Here is a 17,557-nt window from a genome sequence, read left to right on the forward strand (position 1 = left end):
TACGGGCCAATATACTGCGCACTCCAGCGGCACACTTTCTGGCGCCGCCCCGCGCGAGTTTCAGTTACTTGGGCATTGCCCAGGATTGCAACTGATAGCCATCTTTGTCGAGTTCGGCACGGGCTTGCAACAGCAAGTTCTCAAGCTGTGCCGGGTCGGAATAAGTGCTGGAAGACAGCTGCTTGCTACCGATGCGGGTATTGGTGAGGTCGATGACGCTCAGGCTCAGGGCGTCGTGGCCGTCGTGCCAGGCCACACAATGAAAGGGCTGAAAAGCACGGTCTGCGATCAAAAGAGCTTCGTTGATGCGGAGCGGGGCGTTCATGGGGTCTTCTCTCTAAGTGCCCATTCAAGTGAAAGCCGTTGGTTGGGCGTGCCTAACGACTGGTTACTTGTACTGATGCACGATCACCGGGTACGGGTCACATGTTAGAAGAAGATTTTTTAACTTTCCCTGATTAAAGTCATGTAAGGGGCTATTTTGAAAGCCTCATGAAAGTTACGCCGCGGCAATTGACCGCACCCGGCTGACCGAAAACGGCAAATTTGTACGCGGCTTATAACGAATAGGTACAAAGACTGCGTCAAAATCTTGCTAGGGTTACCAACAGGATTTCCAAATAACTGTTTTTAAATAACTTTAACGATTTTGACGCCAAGGAATAGTCATGGTTGTTACACCTGCCCCGCGCCGCCTGCTTGTGGTCGATCCCTGTGATGACTGCCACCGGCTATTACCCGGTTTGCGCGCAGCGGGGTGGGACGTAGACAGCTGTGCCCTTGAGTCGGTGGGTGAGCGGTCCTGCGACGTGGGATTGTTGCGCCTGCAGCCGTTCCATCTGGAGCGGCCTGAAGCGGTCAAGGAACTGATCAGCCGCAGCGGCACCGAGTGGATTGCCGTGCTTAACCAGGAAGTGCTGCGCCTGCAGAATGTCGGTGATTTTGTCTGCGAGTGGTTCTTCGACTTCCATACCTTGCCGTTCGATGTGTCCCGGGTGCAGGTCACCCTGGGCCGCGCCTTTGGCATGGCGCGCCTGCGGGGCAAGGGCAACAACGCGCCTGCCGGCCAGCCGGAGCATGAGTTGCTGGGCGACAGCCGCCCCATTCGCGAACTGCGCAAACTGCTCGCCAAACTGGCGCCGACCGAGTCCCCGGTGTTGATTCGCGGCGACAGCGGCACCGGCAAGGAACTCGTCGCCCGCACCCTGCACCGCCAATCCCAGCGCCACGCCAAGCCGTTTGTGGCGATCAATTGCGGGGCGATCCCCGAACACCTGATCCAGTCCGAACTGTTTGGCCATGAGAAGGGCGCCTTCACCGGCGCCCACCAGCGCAAGATCGGGCGGATCGAGGCGGCGCATGGCGGCACGTTGTTTCTCGATGAGATCGGCGACTTGCCCATGGAACTGCAAGCCAACCTGCTGCGTTTTCTCCAGGAAAAACAGATCGAGCGCGTCGGCGGCAGCCAGCCGATTCCGGTGGATGTACGCGTATTGGCAGCCACCCACGTTGACCTGGAAGCCGCGGTGGCAAAGGGTGCCTTTCGGGAAGACTTGTATTACCGGCTCAACGTCCTGCAAGTGGTGACTGCGCCGTTGCGCGAGCGCCATGGTGACGTGGCGATGCTGGCCAACCATTTTTCACACTTCTACAGCCAGGAAACCGGCCGGCGTCCCCGCAGCTTCAGTGAAGACGCGCTGGTGGCCATGGGCGAGCACGGTTGGCCGGGCAATGTGCGGGAGTTGGCCAACCGCGTGCGGCGCGGCCTGGTACTGGCCGAAGGGCGGCAAATCGAGGCCGTTGATCTGGGATTGCAAAGCCAGCAGGCAATCGCGCTGCCGATGGCTACACTGGAAGATTACAAGCACCGTGCCGAACGTCAGGCGCTGTGCGATGTGCTCAACCGGCACAGCGACAACCTGAGTGTCGCGGCCCGTGTGCTGGGGGTTTCCCGGCCGACGTTCTACCGGTTGCTGCACAAACACCAGATCCGCTAGGGCGGGTAAACCGAAAAGCCCCGCAACGACCCTTATCGTTGCGGGGCTTTTCCCGTTGTCATGCGTTAAAAGTAGTACGGGAACTTCAGGCTGAAGCTGAACGAAGGCGCATCCGGCGTGATCCCGATGGCCAGGTTCGGCACGATCGTCAGGTTGTCGGTCGCCGCAATCGTCATGCCCACGTTGAAGTAACCCGCGTTGGCGTCGCTGGAAACCACCGACTGCCAGTCGCCGCCATCCGGCTTGAGCTTACTCTTGCGTTGCACCAGGTCGGACACCGAGAACGACATACTCATCTTCTCGTTCAACGCAAACGCCACGCCTGCGCCGATCTGGAAGCTGTCGCCCAGCTGTACCTTGCCGGGGACTTTCTCGACAGGGTTGGAGCTGATATCGCTGAACGAGTCCTCGATGTTATGGGTATACGACAGCGAGCCAAACAGCACCGCAGGGTCGAAGGTCTTGACCAGCGAAATCCCCGGCGTGATCGACCACACACCGTTGCCGGTCGGCAGGTTTTCCGGCACATAGAGGTTGGTGTTGCTAGGCGACTGGATCAGCTTGATGCCAAACGGGTCTTCGCCGGTGGGCGCCTTGACCCGCACCGACACCACCGCATCCGGCAGGTTGACGCTCTCGTCGAGGAACTTGTAGGCAATCCCGAAGTTGACGTCACCAATGGTTGGATTACGCGTGACCGATTGTTCCGAGGTCGCCGTGCCGCTGCCGCCGTTGGCACCGCCGGACTGGTAGGTCGACTCGCGGTACACCACGGGTACGTTCACGTCGAACTGCCAACGGTTGTCGAGGTTATAGCGGCCCGTAAGGTCGACGGTCCAGTTATCCGACTTGATCCGGTCCAGGTTGATGTTGCCAAGGAAGATCGAGTCCAGCGCCAAAAAGCCGTTGAGGGTCAGCTGGCGCGCGTCATAACGGGAATAGGTCACGCCGGTTTCGAAGCTGAACTTGCCGTTGCCAAAGAATCCGCTGGCTTCGTTGTACAGGTTGCTCACGCTCTGCGCCGGGGCTGAATCGTCCTTGAGGGACTGGCCGTAGGATGCGCCACCGGCTGCACCGCCCGAGGCCGCAGCCGCGCCGACGCCAGGCGTGTTGCCGGCCACGGTGGTGCCGCCTTTCTGGAAGTCTGCCGGGGATTTGGCCAGGCGTTTCGGTGGCGGGGCCGCCGGCTGCTCTTCAACCTGGCGTACCCGTTGTTCCAGCACCGCCAGTGCTTTTTGCTGCACTTCGTAGCGTTGCTTGAGTTCCAGCAATTCCTTTTTCAACGTGTCGATGTCGGCGTCCGGCGCTGCATACAAGATGGATGCGGGCAGGAGCGTGCTTAAACAAATTACAGCCCGGAGCGATAGCGATCGATGCATGAAATAAGCCGTCCCTTTCTAATGCGCAAGTGTCGAGGCACAGCGTAGTTCAATATCCGTTAGGGCGTAGGCCCTTGAGTTGATTCAGGTTGAGGTTCTGCCCCAAATTGTTCAAACCGTTGTTGCCCAGCACCACATTGAGCTGCGTCATGTTGCTCACAAAGTTGCTGTTACCCTGCAAAACCGTGCCTTGCAGGACATTGCCGGCGCCGATCTGCTGCAACGAGTTGCCCTGGTTGTTGTTGGCCAGGATCGCCATTTGCAGCCCGCCATTGGCAGCCGATACGGTAACCTGGCCGGCGCCGGTGCTACCGGTGACCGACTGGCCAGCCACCAGCGCTTGCCCGGATTGCACGATATTGGCCGGTGACAAGCCGTTCTGGTTCACATTGATATTCACGTTATTGCTGGCGGTGTTGCCATCGCCGGCGGCGCGCACGCTTTGGGTCACGCCCTGGCCACTGCCCAGGCCCGCGCCACCGACCACCGTGCCGGTGCCATTTGGCTGGTTGGGCGAGACTTTGGTGGGGCTGTCGGTTACCTGCACATAAAACTGCGGGGTGACGGTCGATGCGTTGACGTTCATGCTGGCCGAGCCGGTCACGCTGTCGCCGGCGGCGTTGGTCCAGGTGCTGCTCATCACGATGCCAAAGCTGATGATCCGCCCCGGCATCACGTAGCGGCCGCGCAAGTCGGCCAGTTCCGAGTCCCTTATTTCAATCGGCTTGAACACCGATGACGCGTAAGCGGGCATTGAGGCTGCCAGGCACATGACCGTCAGCCAACGGTAAGTGTTCATCGTTTGCTCCTGGAGCGTCCTGCTCCTTATTGCGCTTCTAGAAGAAGTCGCTCTGGATAAAACCGAAGTCCATCAACTCACTGTCCCGAACCGGACTGAACTCATTGATTCTGTTTTTTGCGGTCAGCGGCGTGGGCGGGTCAAGCAGCACGTTGGTCTTGTCATAGCCTTCGCCCAGTACGGCGAAGACGATGCCATTCCAGCCTTTGACGAAGTCGTCCTTGGCATAGCGTTTGTGACCCAATACCGGGTCGCCGATGTAGACCCAGTCCTTGTCGGCACGCTGCATCACCACAAAGTGCTTGTAGCCACGGATCTCCAGCAGCACCACCACCGGGATTTTCACCGTGAGCAGTGTGTCGGCATTGATCCGGTAACCCCGGGCGCGCATGCCGATGCTTTCCAGGTAGCGCTTCATGTCCAGCATGGAGAAGCCCTGGGTGCGGACCAGGTCCTGATCGGCGTTGACCAGCATGCCTTTGATGATGTGGTCTTCATCCACATCCATCCAGTAGGCCTGGCGCAGGATGGTGGCCAGGGCGGCGGCACCGCAGCTGAAATCGGTTTTCTGTTCCACCAGGTTGGCGAACTTGCGTTCACGGATGCTCTCGACCTTCTTGAAGATCACGCCACCGCCGGGCATGGCAGCAATCGCCATTTGCCCCGCCCAGGTCGGGCCGGTGAGCAATAACAGGAGGGTGAGGGCGATGATCCGCATGATCGAATGGCCTGATGGACACTGGAATAAAAAGGGGCCTTGTTGCCAAGGCCCCGTTGCATCAGAAACGTACGCCGGAGGAAATCACAGTGGTGTTGCCCTGCTGATTGCCCACGCCTGCAGCAATGTTGGCGCCCAGGTTGCCCGAAGAGCCATTAAGCGAGTTGTTGGCGCTGGCGTTGTTCACGACAGGCAGGTAGGTAGTGCTGCCCCAGTGCCCGGACTGAGTGGCCACGGTATTGAGGAAGGTGTTGTCGACGCTGGTTTGAGTGGTGTTGCTCGATGCAGCGGCGGCGGCACCACTGGCAGTAGCAATTGCCAGTTGGTTTTTCTGTTGGTTGAAGTTACCCGCGCCAACGTTCACACCCAGGTTGCCGGAGCTGCCGTTGGCCGAGTTGTTGAGCGACGCGTTGTTGTGGGTAGCCACCTGGATCGAGGTGTTGCTGTGGTTGTCCTGGGTAATGGTGCCCAGGGCAAACACGGTAGCCGCATCGCCGGCCGCAATGGCGGTCTGGTTGTCTTGTTGGTTGCCGTCACCGGCGGCGATGTTGGCCTGGGCGTTGCCGCTGCTGCCGTTCAACGAGTTGTTGGCCGATGCGTTGTTCTGGGTGCCCAGGTTGAGCACTTTGTTGTTGTGGCTCGACTGTGCATCGGAAACCGCTGCCACTACCGAGGTAGGAGCAGGTTTAGGGTGGTGATAGCCACCGGCGTGTGCGGCACTGGCGACGATTGCAGCGAGAGCGAAGGCCAGTGGTTTAAGAGCCATTGTAGTTTTCATGGTATTTCCCCTTGCTTCTAATTAGTTGGTTAAGTGTTGGTACGGTCCAGCTTCAAGCTCCAATGAATCATTGGATCTGTACGTTCAGGGCGTTAGCCATGCGGTTCCCCACCCCGGCACTCTGATTCACCTGTACCACTCCACGGCTGCCGGTGAAGGCCTGGTCGCTTGTGACGACCTGGCGGCTGCCAGTGGTAGAGGTGAACCCTGAGTTTGGTGACAGCGCCACGTTCTGTTGCGACATGGCGCTGTCGTCGATGCTTTGCGGGCCAGCGTTCACGCTGATCCGCACGGCATTGATCATCTGGTTGTTGGCCCCGGCCGACTGGTTGACACCCAGTACACCGCTGCCATTGCTGAAAGAGTTGCCCTGGATCGCCACGTTGGCGTTCTGGGAGCGGTCGGCGGGTGCGCCGCCAAGGGTCTGGCTGATCGAGCCGCCAGCCTGGGTGTTAGTGCCTGCTGAAATGGCGCGGCTGTTGAGTTGTTGCTGCTGATCGCCGGCCGCCTGGTTGATCGAGACGACGCCGTTGTATTGCTTGCCGGAGTTGTCGATCACTGCGCTGTTGTCAGCCATGGCGGCCGAGCAGCCCAGGATCGCGAGGAATAACCAGGAATGTTTCATCTCACTGACCCCCCATCAGGCTGCCGATGTTGTTCAGGGGCGCCATGCCGCGGGAGATTGAGCCGTTGATCTGGCCGGAGAGACTGGAGCCGCCGCCATGACCGGCCGCTGCACCACCACCGAGACCCGCGCCGCCACCGTTGTTGGTCAGGCCGGGCAGGTTGCCGCCAGGCAGGATGGCGCGAGTGATGCTGGAGCCGCTGCTGATGTTGGCGTAATCGTTGTCGCTCAGTTCGCTGGTGGCCCGCAGGATCTGGGGCGCCGGGTTGGCGTTCACGGTAGTGGGGTTGGGGTCGACGCCGGCAGACCGGCCGGCCATGTGGCCGTGGACGGTGCGTTGAATCACGATCACGCCGTCGCCTGCCGCGAGCACTGGGAGGCTCACGCTGGTACTTAATACACAGCTGATCAGCAGAAGGCTCAATGAGCCTGTATGAAGTGTCTTCACGACGGCATTCCTTATTCTTGGCGCTGACCCTAAACAGCGCTGTCAGGAATAGAGCAGGAGCTGTGCCGCTTTTGATTTTATGAAGAAATTCAATGAGTTGGGATCGATGAAAAAGAAAGGACGGCGGGATGTGTTTCAAAGGTGAGACAACAGGCCTGAATTCAACTCGCCTGGCAGCTGTCTCAGGAATGAAACACCGGCCGCCATAAACCTGGCAGCCCGCAGCCGGCTGTCAGCTCAGCCGGTGCAAGTGTTTCAAAAGTGGACAGTTCCAGGCAGAGAACGTCCGTGGAGGAGGGCATGCGCCCTGTCTCCAGGATCAGCCCTTGGGTGTTTTACGCGGGATCGAATTGAGTACGGGGTTGCCGTCCTGGTTCTGGGTCAGGTAGACCGGCAGGACCTTGGGCAGGGAGGGGACGAGGTTGGACACCTCGTTGATGTTGTAGATGCCACCAATGCGGATCGCGCCGGTACCGGCGTCGGCCAGCATCACCGGTTTGCTCAAGTAGCGGTTGATCAGCGGCAACGCGTCGGCCAGGGCCAGGTTGTCGAGGATCAGCTTGCCGTCACGCCAGGCCAGGGCCGTGTCGCCCGGGGCAATTGGCTGGGCCAGGGGGCTGGCGTCGCCACGGTTGTAGCTGGCCTGCATCCCGGGCGACAGGCGCAGGCCGCTGTGGGCGTCATCGCTGCTCACCAGCACCGAGCCTTGCAGCAGCATGACCCGCACATGGTCTTCGTATTTCCACACGTTGAACTGAGTGCCGGTCACCCGAACCTGACCGTCTCCGGCGTGGACAATGAAGGGGTGTTGCGGGTCATGGCTGACATTGAAAAACGCCTCGCCTTTTTTCAGGGTGACCCGGCGCTGGTCTTTGTAATGGCTGTAGACCAGCTCGGTGCCCAGGTTCAGTTCCACCTGGCTGCCATCATCGAGGGTGACCTGGCGCAGGCTGTTTTCGGTTTCGTAGTGCTTATAGGCGCTGGGCAACCAACCGGCTTCCCAGCCGGTGAAGGCCGCCAGTGGCAAGGCCACCAGGCATATCGCCGCCGCTATTGCGTAGTTGCTTGAACGGCGGCGAGGCTGGAGTCGCACCACGGCAGGGGCCGGTTCGCGGCGGGGCAGGTGATCGGCAACGTCCCAGATTTCCAGCATCGCCGCGTATTCGAAGGCATGCAGTGGATGCGCATCGTGCCACTGCTCGAAGGCCCGACGCTCGGCGGTCGTGCAATCGCTGGCATGCAGACGCATGCACCAGTGCGCAGCGGCATCGGTGATGGCGTCATATTCGGCTTCTGATAGGGACTTATCTGTCATTAACTCATCCTGATTTCGCACATTCTAACCTCCACAGCAGGACGGCGAGAACAACCATCATGGCGAATGCACATCAATTGGAACTAATTCTCGTCTGCAAGGCCCTAAAAATCAGGACAGCTGACACTCAATCCCTAATGGAGCACGAAAATGCTTAAGAAAACCTTAGCCGCCATCGTTGCAACCTCGGCCCTGCTCAGTGCCGGTGCCGCCCTCGCGGACAAACCGGGCGCAGGCTGGATCACCATTGAAAAAGCCATCGAGACCGCCAAGACCAAGGCCGGCTACGTCGAGATCTACAAGATCGAAGCCGATAACGACGGCTACTGGGAAGGCGAGGGGCGCAAGGCCGATGGCGTCGTCTATGAGTTCCGCATCGACGGTGAGTCGGGCAATGTGCTGCGTGATCAGAAAGACTGAATGAGCTGACAGGGTGCGGGCGTTGGGCCCGCACCCTGTCTGTTACGGTGTGGCTTGGGCAATCGAAGGCACGGCGTCCAGCTGGCGCCCCAGGGTTGTGATCAGCAAGGTCAGTGAGTCGGCGTTATCCATCTGTGTGCTGAACCGCCGGGTCAGGTTGGTTTTGAAAATTCCCCGTGCACTGCTCAAGTCCGCGCCTCCGGTTGTGGCAAGAATCTGCCGCTTGATGTAGTCATCTTCCGGATCGGTTCCCAGATCAGACCCGGTAGCCCCCCACGCGTCCGATGATTTGAACAATTGCCCCAGTGGCGTATTGATCGAGTACGCGTTCTCCTGCACGTTGCGCAGCCAGTCCTGAATATCGCGCCCGGCTTGGGTCTGCACTTCAATCAGGTCGGAAAAAGGTGAGGTGGAATTGAGGTAGGTGACATCGGCGGTCTTGCTCACGATATGGGTCAACTCATGAATCAACGTAGCCGCCCGGGCATGGGCTCTTTGGTCGAAGTGACTGATCAGGCGCCCTTCGAAATCGGCCGTAGGCGGGTTGAAGAAGTTTTCAGTGAGGTAGATGCGCCGATCCGGGTCGCCGTCGATGGTAAACGCCCAATGCCGTTCGGGTTCGGAAGTATGCGCACCGGAGACGAAACGCCGGGAGTTGAGCGAGTAAAGTGTCGGCTCCAGTGCCTCATCGAGGAGGGCGGTCACCGTGTCCATGAGCTTTTGCCCGAGGACTGCCGGAAACTTGGCCGGGCCGGTGTCGGCGTCTATCGGGAGGCCGAAGAAGCGGTTGATGAAGCGATGCACCCGGGTCACGGGCGGGTATTGGGGGTCGAGCAGTTTCAGGTTCTGCTGGCAGTTGTGCAGGTAGAAGGTTGCCAGGTCCAGTGCCTCGACGATCGCCTGGGCCCTGTGGGGCGCAACACGCCGAATCTCGGCCAGGCCTCGGGCTTCGACGTTCATCACCCGATCCACCTCTGACCTCACCTGACGGCGTTCCATCATGGCACTCCAGCCAGGGCCGTGGCGGCGAACCGAGGCGTCCGGATCCAGGGTCCATTTACGCTCGGCATCCCGTCGCACAAACGGTCCTTTGGACCGTGCACTGAACAGCCGCCAATGGCCATCAACCGGTTTGGCCCGATAGACCTTGCCTGCGCAAGGCAGGTAATGCTGGTTGTCCGTCGTTGTGTAGGCGCCCGAGTTGCCAGCCGTCAGGCCCTCCAGGCTGATGTCGCTGGCTTCGTACGCTTGCAGCCGGGTACGGGCCTGGGCGGTGATATCGATGTCTTGCCAGGCACTGGCTGTTTGCGTCGGCGCGGGCTGCGGTGGAGCGGCGCCAGGCGTGGGTGGTTCATCCATCAATGCGCGTATGGAAGCCATTTGCGCGACACCGCCAATAAAGGTTTGCAGTGCCTCGCGCCATCGGTGTTGCTGCAAGTCTTCGGCAGAGGCCTTGAACAGTGTGTAGCTTTGCCAGATCACCAACGGCACCACCAGCTTGCCCGGCAGCAACGCTGGCGCCTGTTGCAGTCCACGGCTGAACAGGGCTTTGAGGGTGTCCCAGGATGACCGGCCATTGGCCTGTGTTTGCTGTTCAAACAGGCTCGAGATCAATTCAATGTTGTCGCGGTACAACAGCTTGAGCACGTGGCCCTTGATCGGATTGTCCCCCAGGGTGATTTCCGAGAGTTCCCCGACCGTGCTGGCCCAGAGGTTTCTATACGTGGCTTGCTCAGCCTCTGGCAGGCGCGCGATCACCCAGTCCTGCAACGGGCCGGGCAGGTTGAGGCGGCGGATTAAAGCCGCCTCGTTTTCGAACTCCTGGAACGCCTGCTGCGGCCCGTAGGGCGCATACATCACCAGCGGTGCCTTTGCGGCGGCGTTAATCAGGTAGACCCCAAGGGCCTTGATGGTGCGGGCGCCCGCCGTGGCGATCAACTCCAGGGGACGGACAGTCGAGGTTGCGCCGCTGACCGTTGCACGGGCGATCGCATCCGGCATGTCGAGGACTTGTTCGATCAGGCTCAATCCCGAGGGCGATAACCGTTCCTGTAGCGTCAGCGCGTGGGCGTTTTGCAGCAGCTGCCAGGGCAGTTGCCGGATATATCGCTGCTCCCGTGCTTCGGCACCTGGCTTGCCCGGCGTGAGCCTTTCGGCCAGGTAGGCCAGGTAGGCCTGGTTGTCCTGCTTGAGCGGCAGGCGCGCGAGTATCTGGCGCACCACAGTGGCGGTCAGGCCGGCGGCCGTAGACGCTACCTCGAACGCAGCGGCTTGCTGGCTGATGTGATTGAGGGCGTAGTCCACCAGGTTTTGCCGTTGGCCGGCCAACACCAGCTTGGGGAGGATATAGACGTCTTGGGGGCGTAAGTCATAGGCCTGCAACAGCTCGCCGAGCTTGCTGCCAACGTACTGTGGCAGCGACAGGAAATCGTCCAGGTAGTCTTTGTCACCCGTGAGGCTATGGCGGTATTGCTCAAGGATTTCCACATGGCGACGCTGTTGGCTGACAGACGCCATCCCCAACCAGGCGGGCAGTGATTGCTGTGCCATGAAGGTCTGGGCGATTTGCGAGGCGTGGCCCAGGTCGTTGGCCGGCAAGGCCTTTTCCAGCTCGCCGAGACGCTTCAGCAAGGCGTCCCCCGGTAGCGTCAGGCTGAGGCAGTGGGCCCGTTGTGCCCTGTAGTGATCAATCCAGGACTGCTGGCGGTCTTGCGCGACCGCGCCGCTGATCAGCATGAACTGACCGAGTGGGCAGGCCTGGTGCGGCTTGCGATAGCGCGGGTCGAGATTGGCCAGTAGCTGCCAGCGAAGGTCCGGGGCGGCCAGTCGTCGTTGCAGTTCCGTCTGCAATTGGCTGACGTTGGCGAAACTCTCCAGGCCGCGGGCCGGCGTCCACAGCACGGCCCGGCCTGAGTGGGACGGGTCCAGGCCGCCGCGTTCGGTGAGCATCAGGCAATGGGCCAGGGGCACCCGTTGCATCAGGCCCTCGGGTTCGACGGTCAACGCATAGGCATCCGGGATGAAGCCACCCAGGCCCTGGCGCCGTCGGCGATCAGAGTGTTGAAGATCAAACACCGTTTGCACGATCGATTCATCACGGGCGTCCAGGCTGTGGTTGAGGCGCCTGAGCCTGGCTTCGCCCTGGATCGCCACCGCCATGGCATGGACCATCGGCGCCTTGAGTTGTTCCAGGTGTTCGCGGGGAATATCGGTGATGTTGTAGTGATGAAACTTGATCAGTGCGGCATCGAGAACGGCGTTGGCTTGCGATATGTCCAGGCTGGCCAGTGGTGTGGCGGGCCCACTGCCCTGATTGGCGTAAAGGCCGTAGTGCGGCGTTTGCGGAATTGGCCCGCGCCCCTGTATCAGGCGCGCAAGAAAGTAACTGCGCAGGCTTTGGCTTTCCAGGGGCGCAGTGGCGTGGGTCGCGCTTGCGCCGGCGGCGTATCGATTGACGTAGATCTTCCCGGGATCCTGGCCAGTCAGGCCCCGGCGGTTGAGCTCTAAGGTGAGTGCCTGATGGACGGTATTGGCCAGTGTGGGCTGGGCGTGCACCTGGGCTGCCAGCGAGTCCCGGATGTCGGCCATCTGCTTGTGCAGCAGGGCGGCCCGGTCGCCGGCCAGTGACACCGGTCGGGTCGGGTCGGCCAGCACCGAATGGGGCGTCCAGCGTCCGGCTGTATCCAGGCCCGGGAGGTGGCTGTCGATCATGTACCGCACATCCAGCGCGTAATCGAACAAGGCCGAGGGGTCAATGCCAGCGCGGGTGCGCCGGTAAAGATCGAGGGCGTAGCGAAGGTTCTGTTGCTGCTTGCCGATGATGGCTTCGAGCACCTGCTCAAACACAGGGCCTGCGATGGGAGTGCCGGAAAACTGCGGCGTCTTGAGCCCGACAAACAACGCCCGCTCCTCCAGAGACATCAGGTTGTAGAGGTCGTCTTCATACCCTGGCGCCTTGACCATGGCCTTGAGGGTGTCTATCAGGTCGTCGTAGGTACCGAGTACTTGCAAACCCTTGTCGGGGGTGTAGAGAAAGGTCTGCGAGTTGCCGATCATCAAGGTGCTGGCCAGTTCGACGGCGTTGGCTGGCTGCTCCCAGATCTTCACGTTCTCCACCTGCAGTGTCTGGCCGCCTAGCGGGGCCTGGGATGAGTACAGCGCTGCCAATGCCAGGCTTTGCTCTGGACTGATGATGGATTGCTGGCGCTTGAACAGCAGATCCAGGCGCGCATTGGCCGTCATGGCCTGGGCGAACCAGGCCCGACGTGAAACGCCCGGCGCGATCTCGGTGTTCCAGAACGTCTCCAGTGCACTGTGCAGGAACGGGATCAGTTGGCCGGCCGCTTGCTTGATCGCGCTCTCCCAACGCTGCGCGTCGCGGGCCTTGCGGTCGGGGTCTTTGGCGTCGTCAGGCCGCCTGGGATGGAAAAACGTCCGGGTTTGCCCGGCTGGCCAAGCCTGCTCACGGTAATACAACAGCACGGCGTCATTGAGCTGCAACGAGTCGAGCCAGCGCGGCACCGTGTGCCCGGGGGGGTGACTGGCGAAAAAACTGACATGGGCTTCGCTGGGGGCGAGCCCGGGGAAGAGTGGGCGGCAGATGCTTTCGAGCAGCTGTGAAAGCAGGGTGCCCAATGGCGGCAACTGTTTCAACTCCGCCAACAGTGCCTGGCGATTTTCCTGCTGATAGCGCTTGAGGGTTTTTTCCTGTTCACCCCACACATCATCAAGCATCGTCTCCGGTGTCAGCACCAAGCTGTTGTCCAGCACCTGCGATGCCTGTTGTTGCAAGGGCAGGAAGCACAGCAGTCGCGTAGCGTCGGCGGGGGTTTTCAGGCGCTGGGTCAACGCAGTGATCACGTGGGTGGGGCTGTCGAATTTTTCCAGGCCGCCGTAGGGGGTGTAGAGCCAGGCGTGCGGGTAGGCGCTGGTGGAACTCATCATGAAGCTGCCCGCCAGTTCGACGGCGTTGGCGGCACTTTTATTCAGCCAGATGCGCTGCGCAATCATTGGCGGCGACTGTTGGCGACGGCCTGCGTCGCTGGCAAAAAACACCTTGCCGAGAAACTCGATGTCCCGGCTGTCGATGTTCAACTGGCGCTCACGCTCCAGTGCCCTCCAGTCCACGCGCAGGGCTTCGGGGAAAAAATAGGGGAGTGGGGTGTGGCTCATCATCCGGGTCCTTGAAGGGGTAGAGGCCTGCAACCTATCCAGGCCTGGCGCCACAAGGGGCTAGATATGTCTGGCACTCCCTGTCGACAGCCACGGGGCAAACCCTGTCTAATCGACGGACCGGTTCTTGTACGCTGTTGCCCATTCCAATAATTAAACGGGAGCTTCAGATGTCTGCATCGCCTTTGGATGTCGAGTCTTCATCAGAGCGACTCAGTTATGCGCAGTTGACTGACCTGCTGCGCCAGGTATTCGTGCGCCATGGCACGTCGGCCGACGTGGCCCAAGTGCTGGCCGAGAACTGCGCCAGCGCCGAGCGCGACGGTGCCCATAGCCACGGTGTATTCCGTATTCCCGGTTACGTCTCGACCCTGGCCAGTGGCTGGGTCAACGGCAAGGCGGTGCCGGTGGTCGAGGATGTGGCCAGCGGGTTTGTGCGGGTTGATGCCGGTAATGGTTTCGCCCAGCCTGCACTGCAAGCCGCCCGCCCGCTGCTGGTGGAGAAGGCCCGCAGTGCCGGGATTGCCCTGCTGGCCATTCATAACTCCCACCACTTCGCGGCGCTTTGGCCGGATGTGGAGCCTTTCGCCGAAGAGGGCCTGGTGGCCTTGAGCGTGGTCAACAGCATGACCTGCGTGGTGCCCCACGGCGCCGACCGCCCGCTGTTCGGCACCAACCCCATTGCCTTCGCCGCGCCCCGCGCCGATGGCCTGCCGATCGTGTTTGACCTGGCCACCAGCGCCATTGCCCATGGCGACGTGCAGATTGCCGCGCGCAAGGGTGAACGCCTGCCACCCGGCATGGGCGTGGACAGCCTCGGCCAGCCCACCCAGGATCCCAAGGCGATCCTCGAAGGCGGCGCGCTGTTGCCGTTTGGCGGGCACAAGGGCTCGGCCCTGTCGATGATGGTCGAGTTGCTGGCGGCAGCCCTCACGGGCGGTAACTTCTCGTTTGAGTTCAACTGGTCCGATCACCCCGGCGCCCGCACCCCATGGACCGGCCAACTGCTGATTGTGATCGACCCGAGCAAGACCGCCGGGCAGAGCTTCGCCGAGCGCAGCCAGGAACTGGTGCGGCAGATGCATGCGGCGGGGTTGCGGCGTTTGCCGGGGGACCGGCGTCATCGCACAAGGGCGAAGTCGCTGGCAGGGGGGATTGAGATAGAAACGGCAGAATTGAGCCGCTTGCGGGTGTTGGCACAGGCGTGAAGCGAGCTGCGCCCGGGGAGGGCGCAGCCGTTGCATCAGATCAGTTGCGGCGGCCCAGCAACAGGCCGACCACCAGGCCAAACCCGGCGGAAATCGCCACGGTCTGCCATGGATGGCCACCGATATAGGTTTCGGTGGCATCCACCACCGGCTTGCTGCGCTCGCGCACATTGGACACCGAGTCCAGTGCCTGCTTGAGCTTGATGGCGACCTGTTCACGCAGGGTTTCACCTTCTTCCCCCACCAGTGACGCACTGCTTTTGAGCAGCTTGTCCGATTCTTCGATCAGCGCGGTCAGTTCACTGAAGGCTTGATCCTTGATTTGGTCTTCGACGGCTTGGGCGGCAGATTTGCGGGCCATTGGGTTAACTCCTTGCGGGTGAATGTGGCAATGAATGCGCTTGATGAAGAATGGAGTGTTTGAAGCAGGCAAAAGTTGCAGTTTTTTTCCTACGGTCAGCTTAGGTGAAATCCAGGCCAGGAAATTTCGACCTACAGTGTAAGATGTCACCTATTTGTGCAGCAGGTAATTCAACATGAGCTTCAATCTGGCCAACAAGCCCCTCGCCGAGCGCGCCGCGCTGGAAGATGAAAAGTCCCGTCTCTACGACCTGTGGCAAAGCAACCTGGGCAAAGCCAAGGGTGAGGCTGCCCGCCTGTTTGGCGAGCGCGCCAAGCGCAAGGGCAAATGGGCCGAATGGGTGCGTGCGGAGCTGGACGGCATGTCACCGCCGGAGTTTTCCAACATGGTGCGCAGTGAAGTCAATCGCCTGATGGCGGCGAAGTAAAACAAGCCTCGATCGCCTCGCGCACCTTGAACAGCAACGGATCCAGCTGTGCCTGGGTGCGCCAGCCCAGCTCCACCGGGTAACGCGGCAAGGCCAGCGGGCAGGGCAGTACTTTCAGCCCGGTCATCTGCGCGATGGCCTGGGCCGCATGACCGGGAATCGTTGCCACCGCCTGGCTGCCCTTGAGCAGGAACGGCAGCGCCGCGAAGTGCGTGGTGGAAGCGCCTACGTGCCGGCTCAGCCCCTGTGCGGCCAGGCCCTCGTCGGTAATCCCGATAAACCCGCCGGATGACACCAGCAGATGCTCGCGCTTCACGAACTCGTCGAGGTCGATGGCCTGTTGCCCCGGCGCCAGGCTGGCGGGGTCCACCAGGCACGCATAATGGCCTTCCCCCAGCACCTGCCGGCTCAACCGGCGCTCGGCAAACCCGCCGGCGGTGATCGCCAGGTCCAGGCTGCGGTCGAGCAGGGCGCTGGCAACGATCTGGCTGTGGGTCTGGCGGAAAATCAGCCGCAGCTTCGGTGCACGCCGGGCGATCTCTTCAATCAGCCGGCGGCCGTAGGCGATCTCGAAATCATCCGATAACCCCAGCACCACCGAGCGGCCCTGATACTGGCTGCCCTGGGGGTCGACCATCGCCAGGCTTTGGCGGCAGCGATCCAGGGCTTCGCTGATCACCGGTTTCAACTGGTTGGCGCGCAAGGTCGGCGCCAGGCCTCGACCGGTGCGCACGAACAATTGATCGCCATACACATCCCGTAGACGGCGCAACGCCGCACTGATCGCCGACTGCGTGACGCCAAGGCGCAAGGCGGCGCGGCTGGCGCTGGACTCGTCGTGCAGGGCCTCGAAGGTTTTCAGCAGGTTGAGATCGACGTTTACGATATTCATCTGGCTCATATCAGTTAGCAGCGAAGTGGGCTTTATTCATGATTGCCGCTGACCGGAGAATGGGCAACCCCATTGATACGGAGTGATCGTGATGCCTGTTTCTACCGTGGCTGCGCTGCAAATCGGTTCCTTGCCGGGTGGCAAGGCTGAGACCTTGGAACAGATCCTGTCCTACGAGGACGAAATCCTGCGCAGCGGTGCGCAACTGGTGGTGATGCCCGAAGCGTTGCTCGGGGGGTATCCCAAGGGTGAAGGTTTCGGCACCCAGCTGGGTTATCGCCTGCCTGAGGGGCGTGAAGCCTTTGCCCGTTATTTTGCCAATGGGATTGATGTGCCGGGTGCGGAGACCGAAGCGCTGGCTGGTTTGTCGGCGCGCACCGGGGCCAGCCTGGTGTTGGGCGTGATCGAGCGCAGTGGCAGCACGCTGTATTGCACGGTGCTGTATTTCGAGCCGGTGGGCGGGTTGGTGGCCAAGCATCGCAAATTGATGCCTACCGGCACTGAGCGGCTGATCTGGGGCAAGGGCGATGGTTCGACGTTGCCGGTGATTGACGCGGCGGTAGGGCGCATCGGTGGTGCGGTGTGCTGGGAGAACATGATGCCGTTGTTGCGCACGGCGATGTATGCCAAGGGCGTGGAGGTGTGGTGCGCGCCGACGGTGGATGAGCGGGAAATGTGGCAGGTGAGCATGCGGCATATTGCCCATGAGGGGCGGTGTTTTGTGGTGAGTGCGTGTCAGGTGCAGGCGTCACCCCAGGCGTTGGGTGTGGAGATTGCGAACTGGCCGGTGGATCGGCCTTTGATCGCGGGGGGCAGTGTGATTGTCGGGCCCATGGGGGACATTCTTGCCGGGCCGTTGCTCGGTGGGGCGGGGTTGCTGGTGGCGCGGATTGATACGGATGATTTGGTGCGGGCGCGGTATGACTATGATGTGGTTGGGCACTATGCCCGGCCGGATATTTTTGAGTTGACGGTGGATGAGCGGGTTCGGGCGGGGGTGCGGTTTATTGGTGATTGA

16 protein-coding genes are annotated in these 17,557 nt (G+C 61.1%); 5 read left to right on the top strand and 11 right to left on the bottom strand.

Annotated features, from left to right (window positions below):
- Positions 1-64 precede the first annotated feature (64 nt).
- Positions 65-325, bottom strand: coding sequence for a hypothetical protein (locus LIY45_RS28330; RefSeq protein ID WP_226478348.1), 261 nt, complete (start codon positions 323-325; stop codon positions 65-67).
- A 343-nt stretch (positions 326-668) separates the two neighbouring features.
- On the opposite strand from LIY45_RS28330, the gene LIY45_RS28335 reads away from it, so the two are divergent.
- Positions 669-1,997: a sigma-54 dependent transcriptional regulator gene (locus tag LIY45_RS28335; RefSeq protein WP_026077905.1), complete on the top strand. Its 1,329-nt coding sequence runs from the start codon at positions 669-671 to the stop codon at positions 1,995-1,997.
- 65 nt (positions 1,998-2,062) lie between these two features.
- On the opposite strand, the gene LIY45_RS28340 is transcribed toward LIY45_RS28335, so the two are convergent.
- From LIY45_RS28340 to LIY45_RS28370, 7 genes are all read right to left on the bottom strand, one after another.
- Entirely contained in the window at positions 2,063-3,376 is a 1,314-nt protein-coding gene (locus LIY45_RS28340) for a hypothetical protein (RefSeq protein ID WP_226478349.1), read from the bottom strand.
- 49 nt (positions 3,377-3,425) lie between these two features.
- A complete protein-coding gene (locus tag LIY45_RS28345; RefSeq protein WP_017477051.1) occupies positions 3,426-4,175 on the bottom strand; it encodes a hypothetical protein in 750 nt (249 codons plus the stop codon).
- Positions 4,176-4,212: 37 nt separating this feature from the next.
- A complete protein-coding gene (locus LIY45_RS28350; RefSeq protein ID WP_017477050.1) occupies positions 4,213-4,893 on the bottom strand; it encodes a C39 family peptidase in 681 nt (226 codons plus the stop codon).
- Between the two features lie 61 nt (positions 4,894-4,954).
- Positions 4,955-5,659, bottom strand: a complete 705-nt coding sequence (locus LIY45_RS28355; RefSeq protein WP_226478358.1) for a hypothetical protein — start codon at positions 5,657-5,659, stop codon at positions 4,955-4,957.
- A 79-nt stretch (positions 5,660-5,738) separates the two neighbouring features.
- Complete coding sequence (locus LIY45_RS28360; RefSeq protein ID WP_017477048.1) at positions 5,739-6,296, bottom strand: hypothetical protein; 558 nt, start codon at positions 6,294-6,296, stop codon at positions 5,739-5,741.
- A 1-nt stretch (position 6,297) separates the two neighbouring features.
- Complete coding sequence (locus tag LIY45_RS28365) at positions 6,298-6,744, bottom strand: hypothetical protein (RefSeq protein WP_026077902.1); 447 nt, start codon at positions 6,742-6,744, stop codon at positions 6,298-6,300.
- 319 nt (positions 6,745-7,063) lie between these two features.
- Positions 7,064-8,059 (bottom strand): FecR family protein, encoded by a 996-nt coding sequence (locus LIY45_RS28370; protein ID WP_226478350.1) that lies wholly within the window; start codon positions 8,057-8,059, stop codon positions 7,064-7,066.
- Positions 8,060-8,209: 150 nt separating this feature from the next.
- Between LIY45_RS28370 and LIY45_RS28375 the strand changes: the two genes are divergently transcribed.
- Positions 8,210-8,479, top strand: coding sequence for a PepSY domain-containing protein (locus LIY45_RS28375; protein ID WP_226478351.1), 270 nt, complete (start codon positions 8,210-8,212; stop codon positions 8,477-8,479).
- 42 nt (positions 8,480-8,521) lie between these two features.
- Here the strand turns inward: LIY45_RS28375 and LIY45_RS28380 are convergent, their stop codons facing one another.
- Positions 8,522-13,651: a DUF6543 domain-containing protein gene (locus LIY45_RS28380; protein WP_226478352.1), complete on the bottom strand. Its 5,130-nt coding sequence runs from the start codon at positions 13,649-13,651 to the stop codon at positions 8,522-8,524.
- A 170-nt stretch (positions 13,652-13,821) separates the two neighbouring features.
- On the opposite strand from LIY45_RS28380, the gene LIY45_RS28385 reads away from it, so the two are divergent.
- Positions 13,822-14,859, top strand: coding sequence for an Ldh family oxidoreductase (locus LIY45_RS28385; protein WP_226478353.1), 1,038 nt, complete (start codon positions 13,822-13,824; stop codon positions 14,857-14,859).
- Positions 14,860-14,899: 40 nt separating this feature from the next.
- On the opposite strand, the gene LIY45_RS28390 is transcribed toward LIY45_RS28385, so the two are convergent.
- Positions 14,900-15,220: a DUF883 family protein gene (locus LIY45_RS28390; RefSeq protein WP_003217958.1), complete on the bottom strand. Its 321-nt coding sequence runs from the start codon at positions 15,218-15,220 to the stop codon at positions 14,900-14,902.
- Positions 15,221-15,395: 175 nt separating this feature from the next.
- On the opposite strand from LIY45_RS28390, the gene LIY45_RS28395 reads away from it, so the two are divergent.
- Positions 15,396-15,647, top strand: a complete 252-nt coding sequence (locus tag LIY45_RS28395; RefSeq protein ID WP_003217960.1) for a hypothetical protein — start codon at positions 15,396-15,398, stop codon at positions 15,645-15,647.
- Here the strand turns inward: LIY45_RS28395 and LIY45_RS28400 are convergent.
- Positions 15,622-16,539, bottom strand: a complete 918-nt coding sequence (locus tag LIY45_RS28400; protein WP_226478354.1) for a LysR family transcriptional regulator — start codon at positions 16,537-16,539, stop codon at positions 15,622-15,624. The two genes, LIY45_RS28395 and LIY45_RS28400, sit on opposite strands and share 26 nt — an antisense overlap.
- A 91-nt stretch (positions 16,540-16,630) precedes the next feature.
- Between LIY45_RS28400 and LIY45_RS28405 the strand changes: the two genes are divergently transcribed.
- Positions 16,631-17,557, top strand: a complete 927-nt coding sequence (locus LIY45_RS28405) for a carbon-nitrogen hydrolase family protein (protein WP_226478355.1) — start codon at positions 16,631-16,633, stop codon at positions 17,555-17,557.

Origin of the sequence: Pseudomonas sp. MWU16-30323, assembly GCF_020515595.1 — a bacterium.
GTDB lineage: Bacteria > Pseudomonadota > Gammaproteobacteria > Pseudomonadales > Pseudomonadaceae > Aquipseudomonas > Aquipseudomonas yamanorum.

Bases quoted from the DNA above. Each gene is read 5' to 3' on its own strand.
- LIY45_RS28370 (WP_226478350.1), bottom strand. From the start codon at position 8,059: ATGACAGATAAGTCCCTATCAGAAGCCGAATATGACGCCATCACCGAT.
- LIY45_RS28390 (WP_003217958.1), bottom strand. From the start codon at position 15,220: ATGGCCCGCAAATCTGCCGCCCAAGCCGTCGAAGACCAAATCAAGGAT.
- LIY45_RS28375 (WP_226478351.1), top strand. From the start codon at position 8,210: ATGCTTAAGAAAACCTTAGCCGCCATCGTTGCAACCTCGGCCCTGCTC.
- LIY45_RS28330 (WP_226478348.1), bottom strand. From the start codon at position 325: ATGAACGCCCCGCTCCGCATCAACGAAGCTCTTTTGATCGCAGACCGT.
- LIY45_RS28400 (WP_226478354.1), bottom strand. From the start codon at position 16,539: ATGAATATCGTAAACGTCGATCTCAACCTGCTGAAAACCTTCGAGGCC.
- LIY45_RS28335 (WP_026077905.1), top strand. From the start codon at position 669: ATGGTTGTTACACCTGCCCCGCGCCGCCTGCTTGTGGTCGATCCCTGT.
- LIY45_RS28355 (WP_226478358.1), bottom strand. From the start codon at position 5,659: ATGGCTCTTAAACCACTGGCCTTCGCTCTCGCTGCAATCGTCGCCAGT.
- LIY45_RS28345 (WP_017477051.1), bottom strand. From the start codon at position 4,175: ATGAACACTTACCGTTGGCTGACGGTCATGTGCCTGGCAGCCTCAATG.
- LIY45_RS28340 (WP_226478349.1), bottom strand. From the start codon at position 3,376: ATGCATCGATCGCTATCGCTCCGGGCTGTAATTTGTTTAAGCACGCTC.
- LIY45_RS28350 (WP_017477050.1), bottom strand. From the start codon at position 4,893: ATGCGGATCATCGCCCTCACCCTCCTGTTATTGCTCACCGGCCCGACC.
- LIY45_RS28360 (WP_017477048.1), bottom strand. From the start codon at position 6,296: ATGAAACATTCCTGGTTATTCCTCGCGATCCTGGGCTGCTCGGCCGCC.
- LIY45_RS28385 (WP_226478353.1), top strand. From the start codon at position 13,822: ATGTCTGCATCGCCTTTGGATGTCGAGTCTTCATCAGAGCGACTCAGT.
- LIY45_RS28380 (WP_226478352.1), bottom strand. From the start codon at position 13,651: ATGAGCCACACCCCACTCCCCTATTTTTTCCCCGAAGCCCTGCGCGTG.
- LIY45_RS28395 (WP_003217960.1), top strand. From the start codon at position 15,396: ATGAGCTTCAATCTGGCCAACAAGCCCCTCGCCGAGCGCGCCGCGCTG.
- LIY45_RS28405 (WP_226478355.1), top strand. From the start codon at position 16,631: ATGCCTGTTTCTACCGTGGCTGCGCTGCAAATCGGTTCCTTGCCGGGT.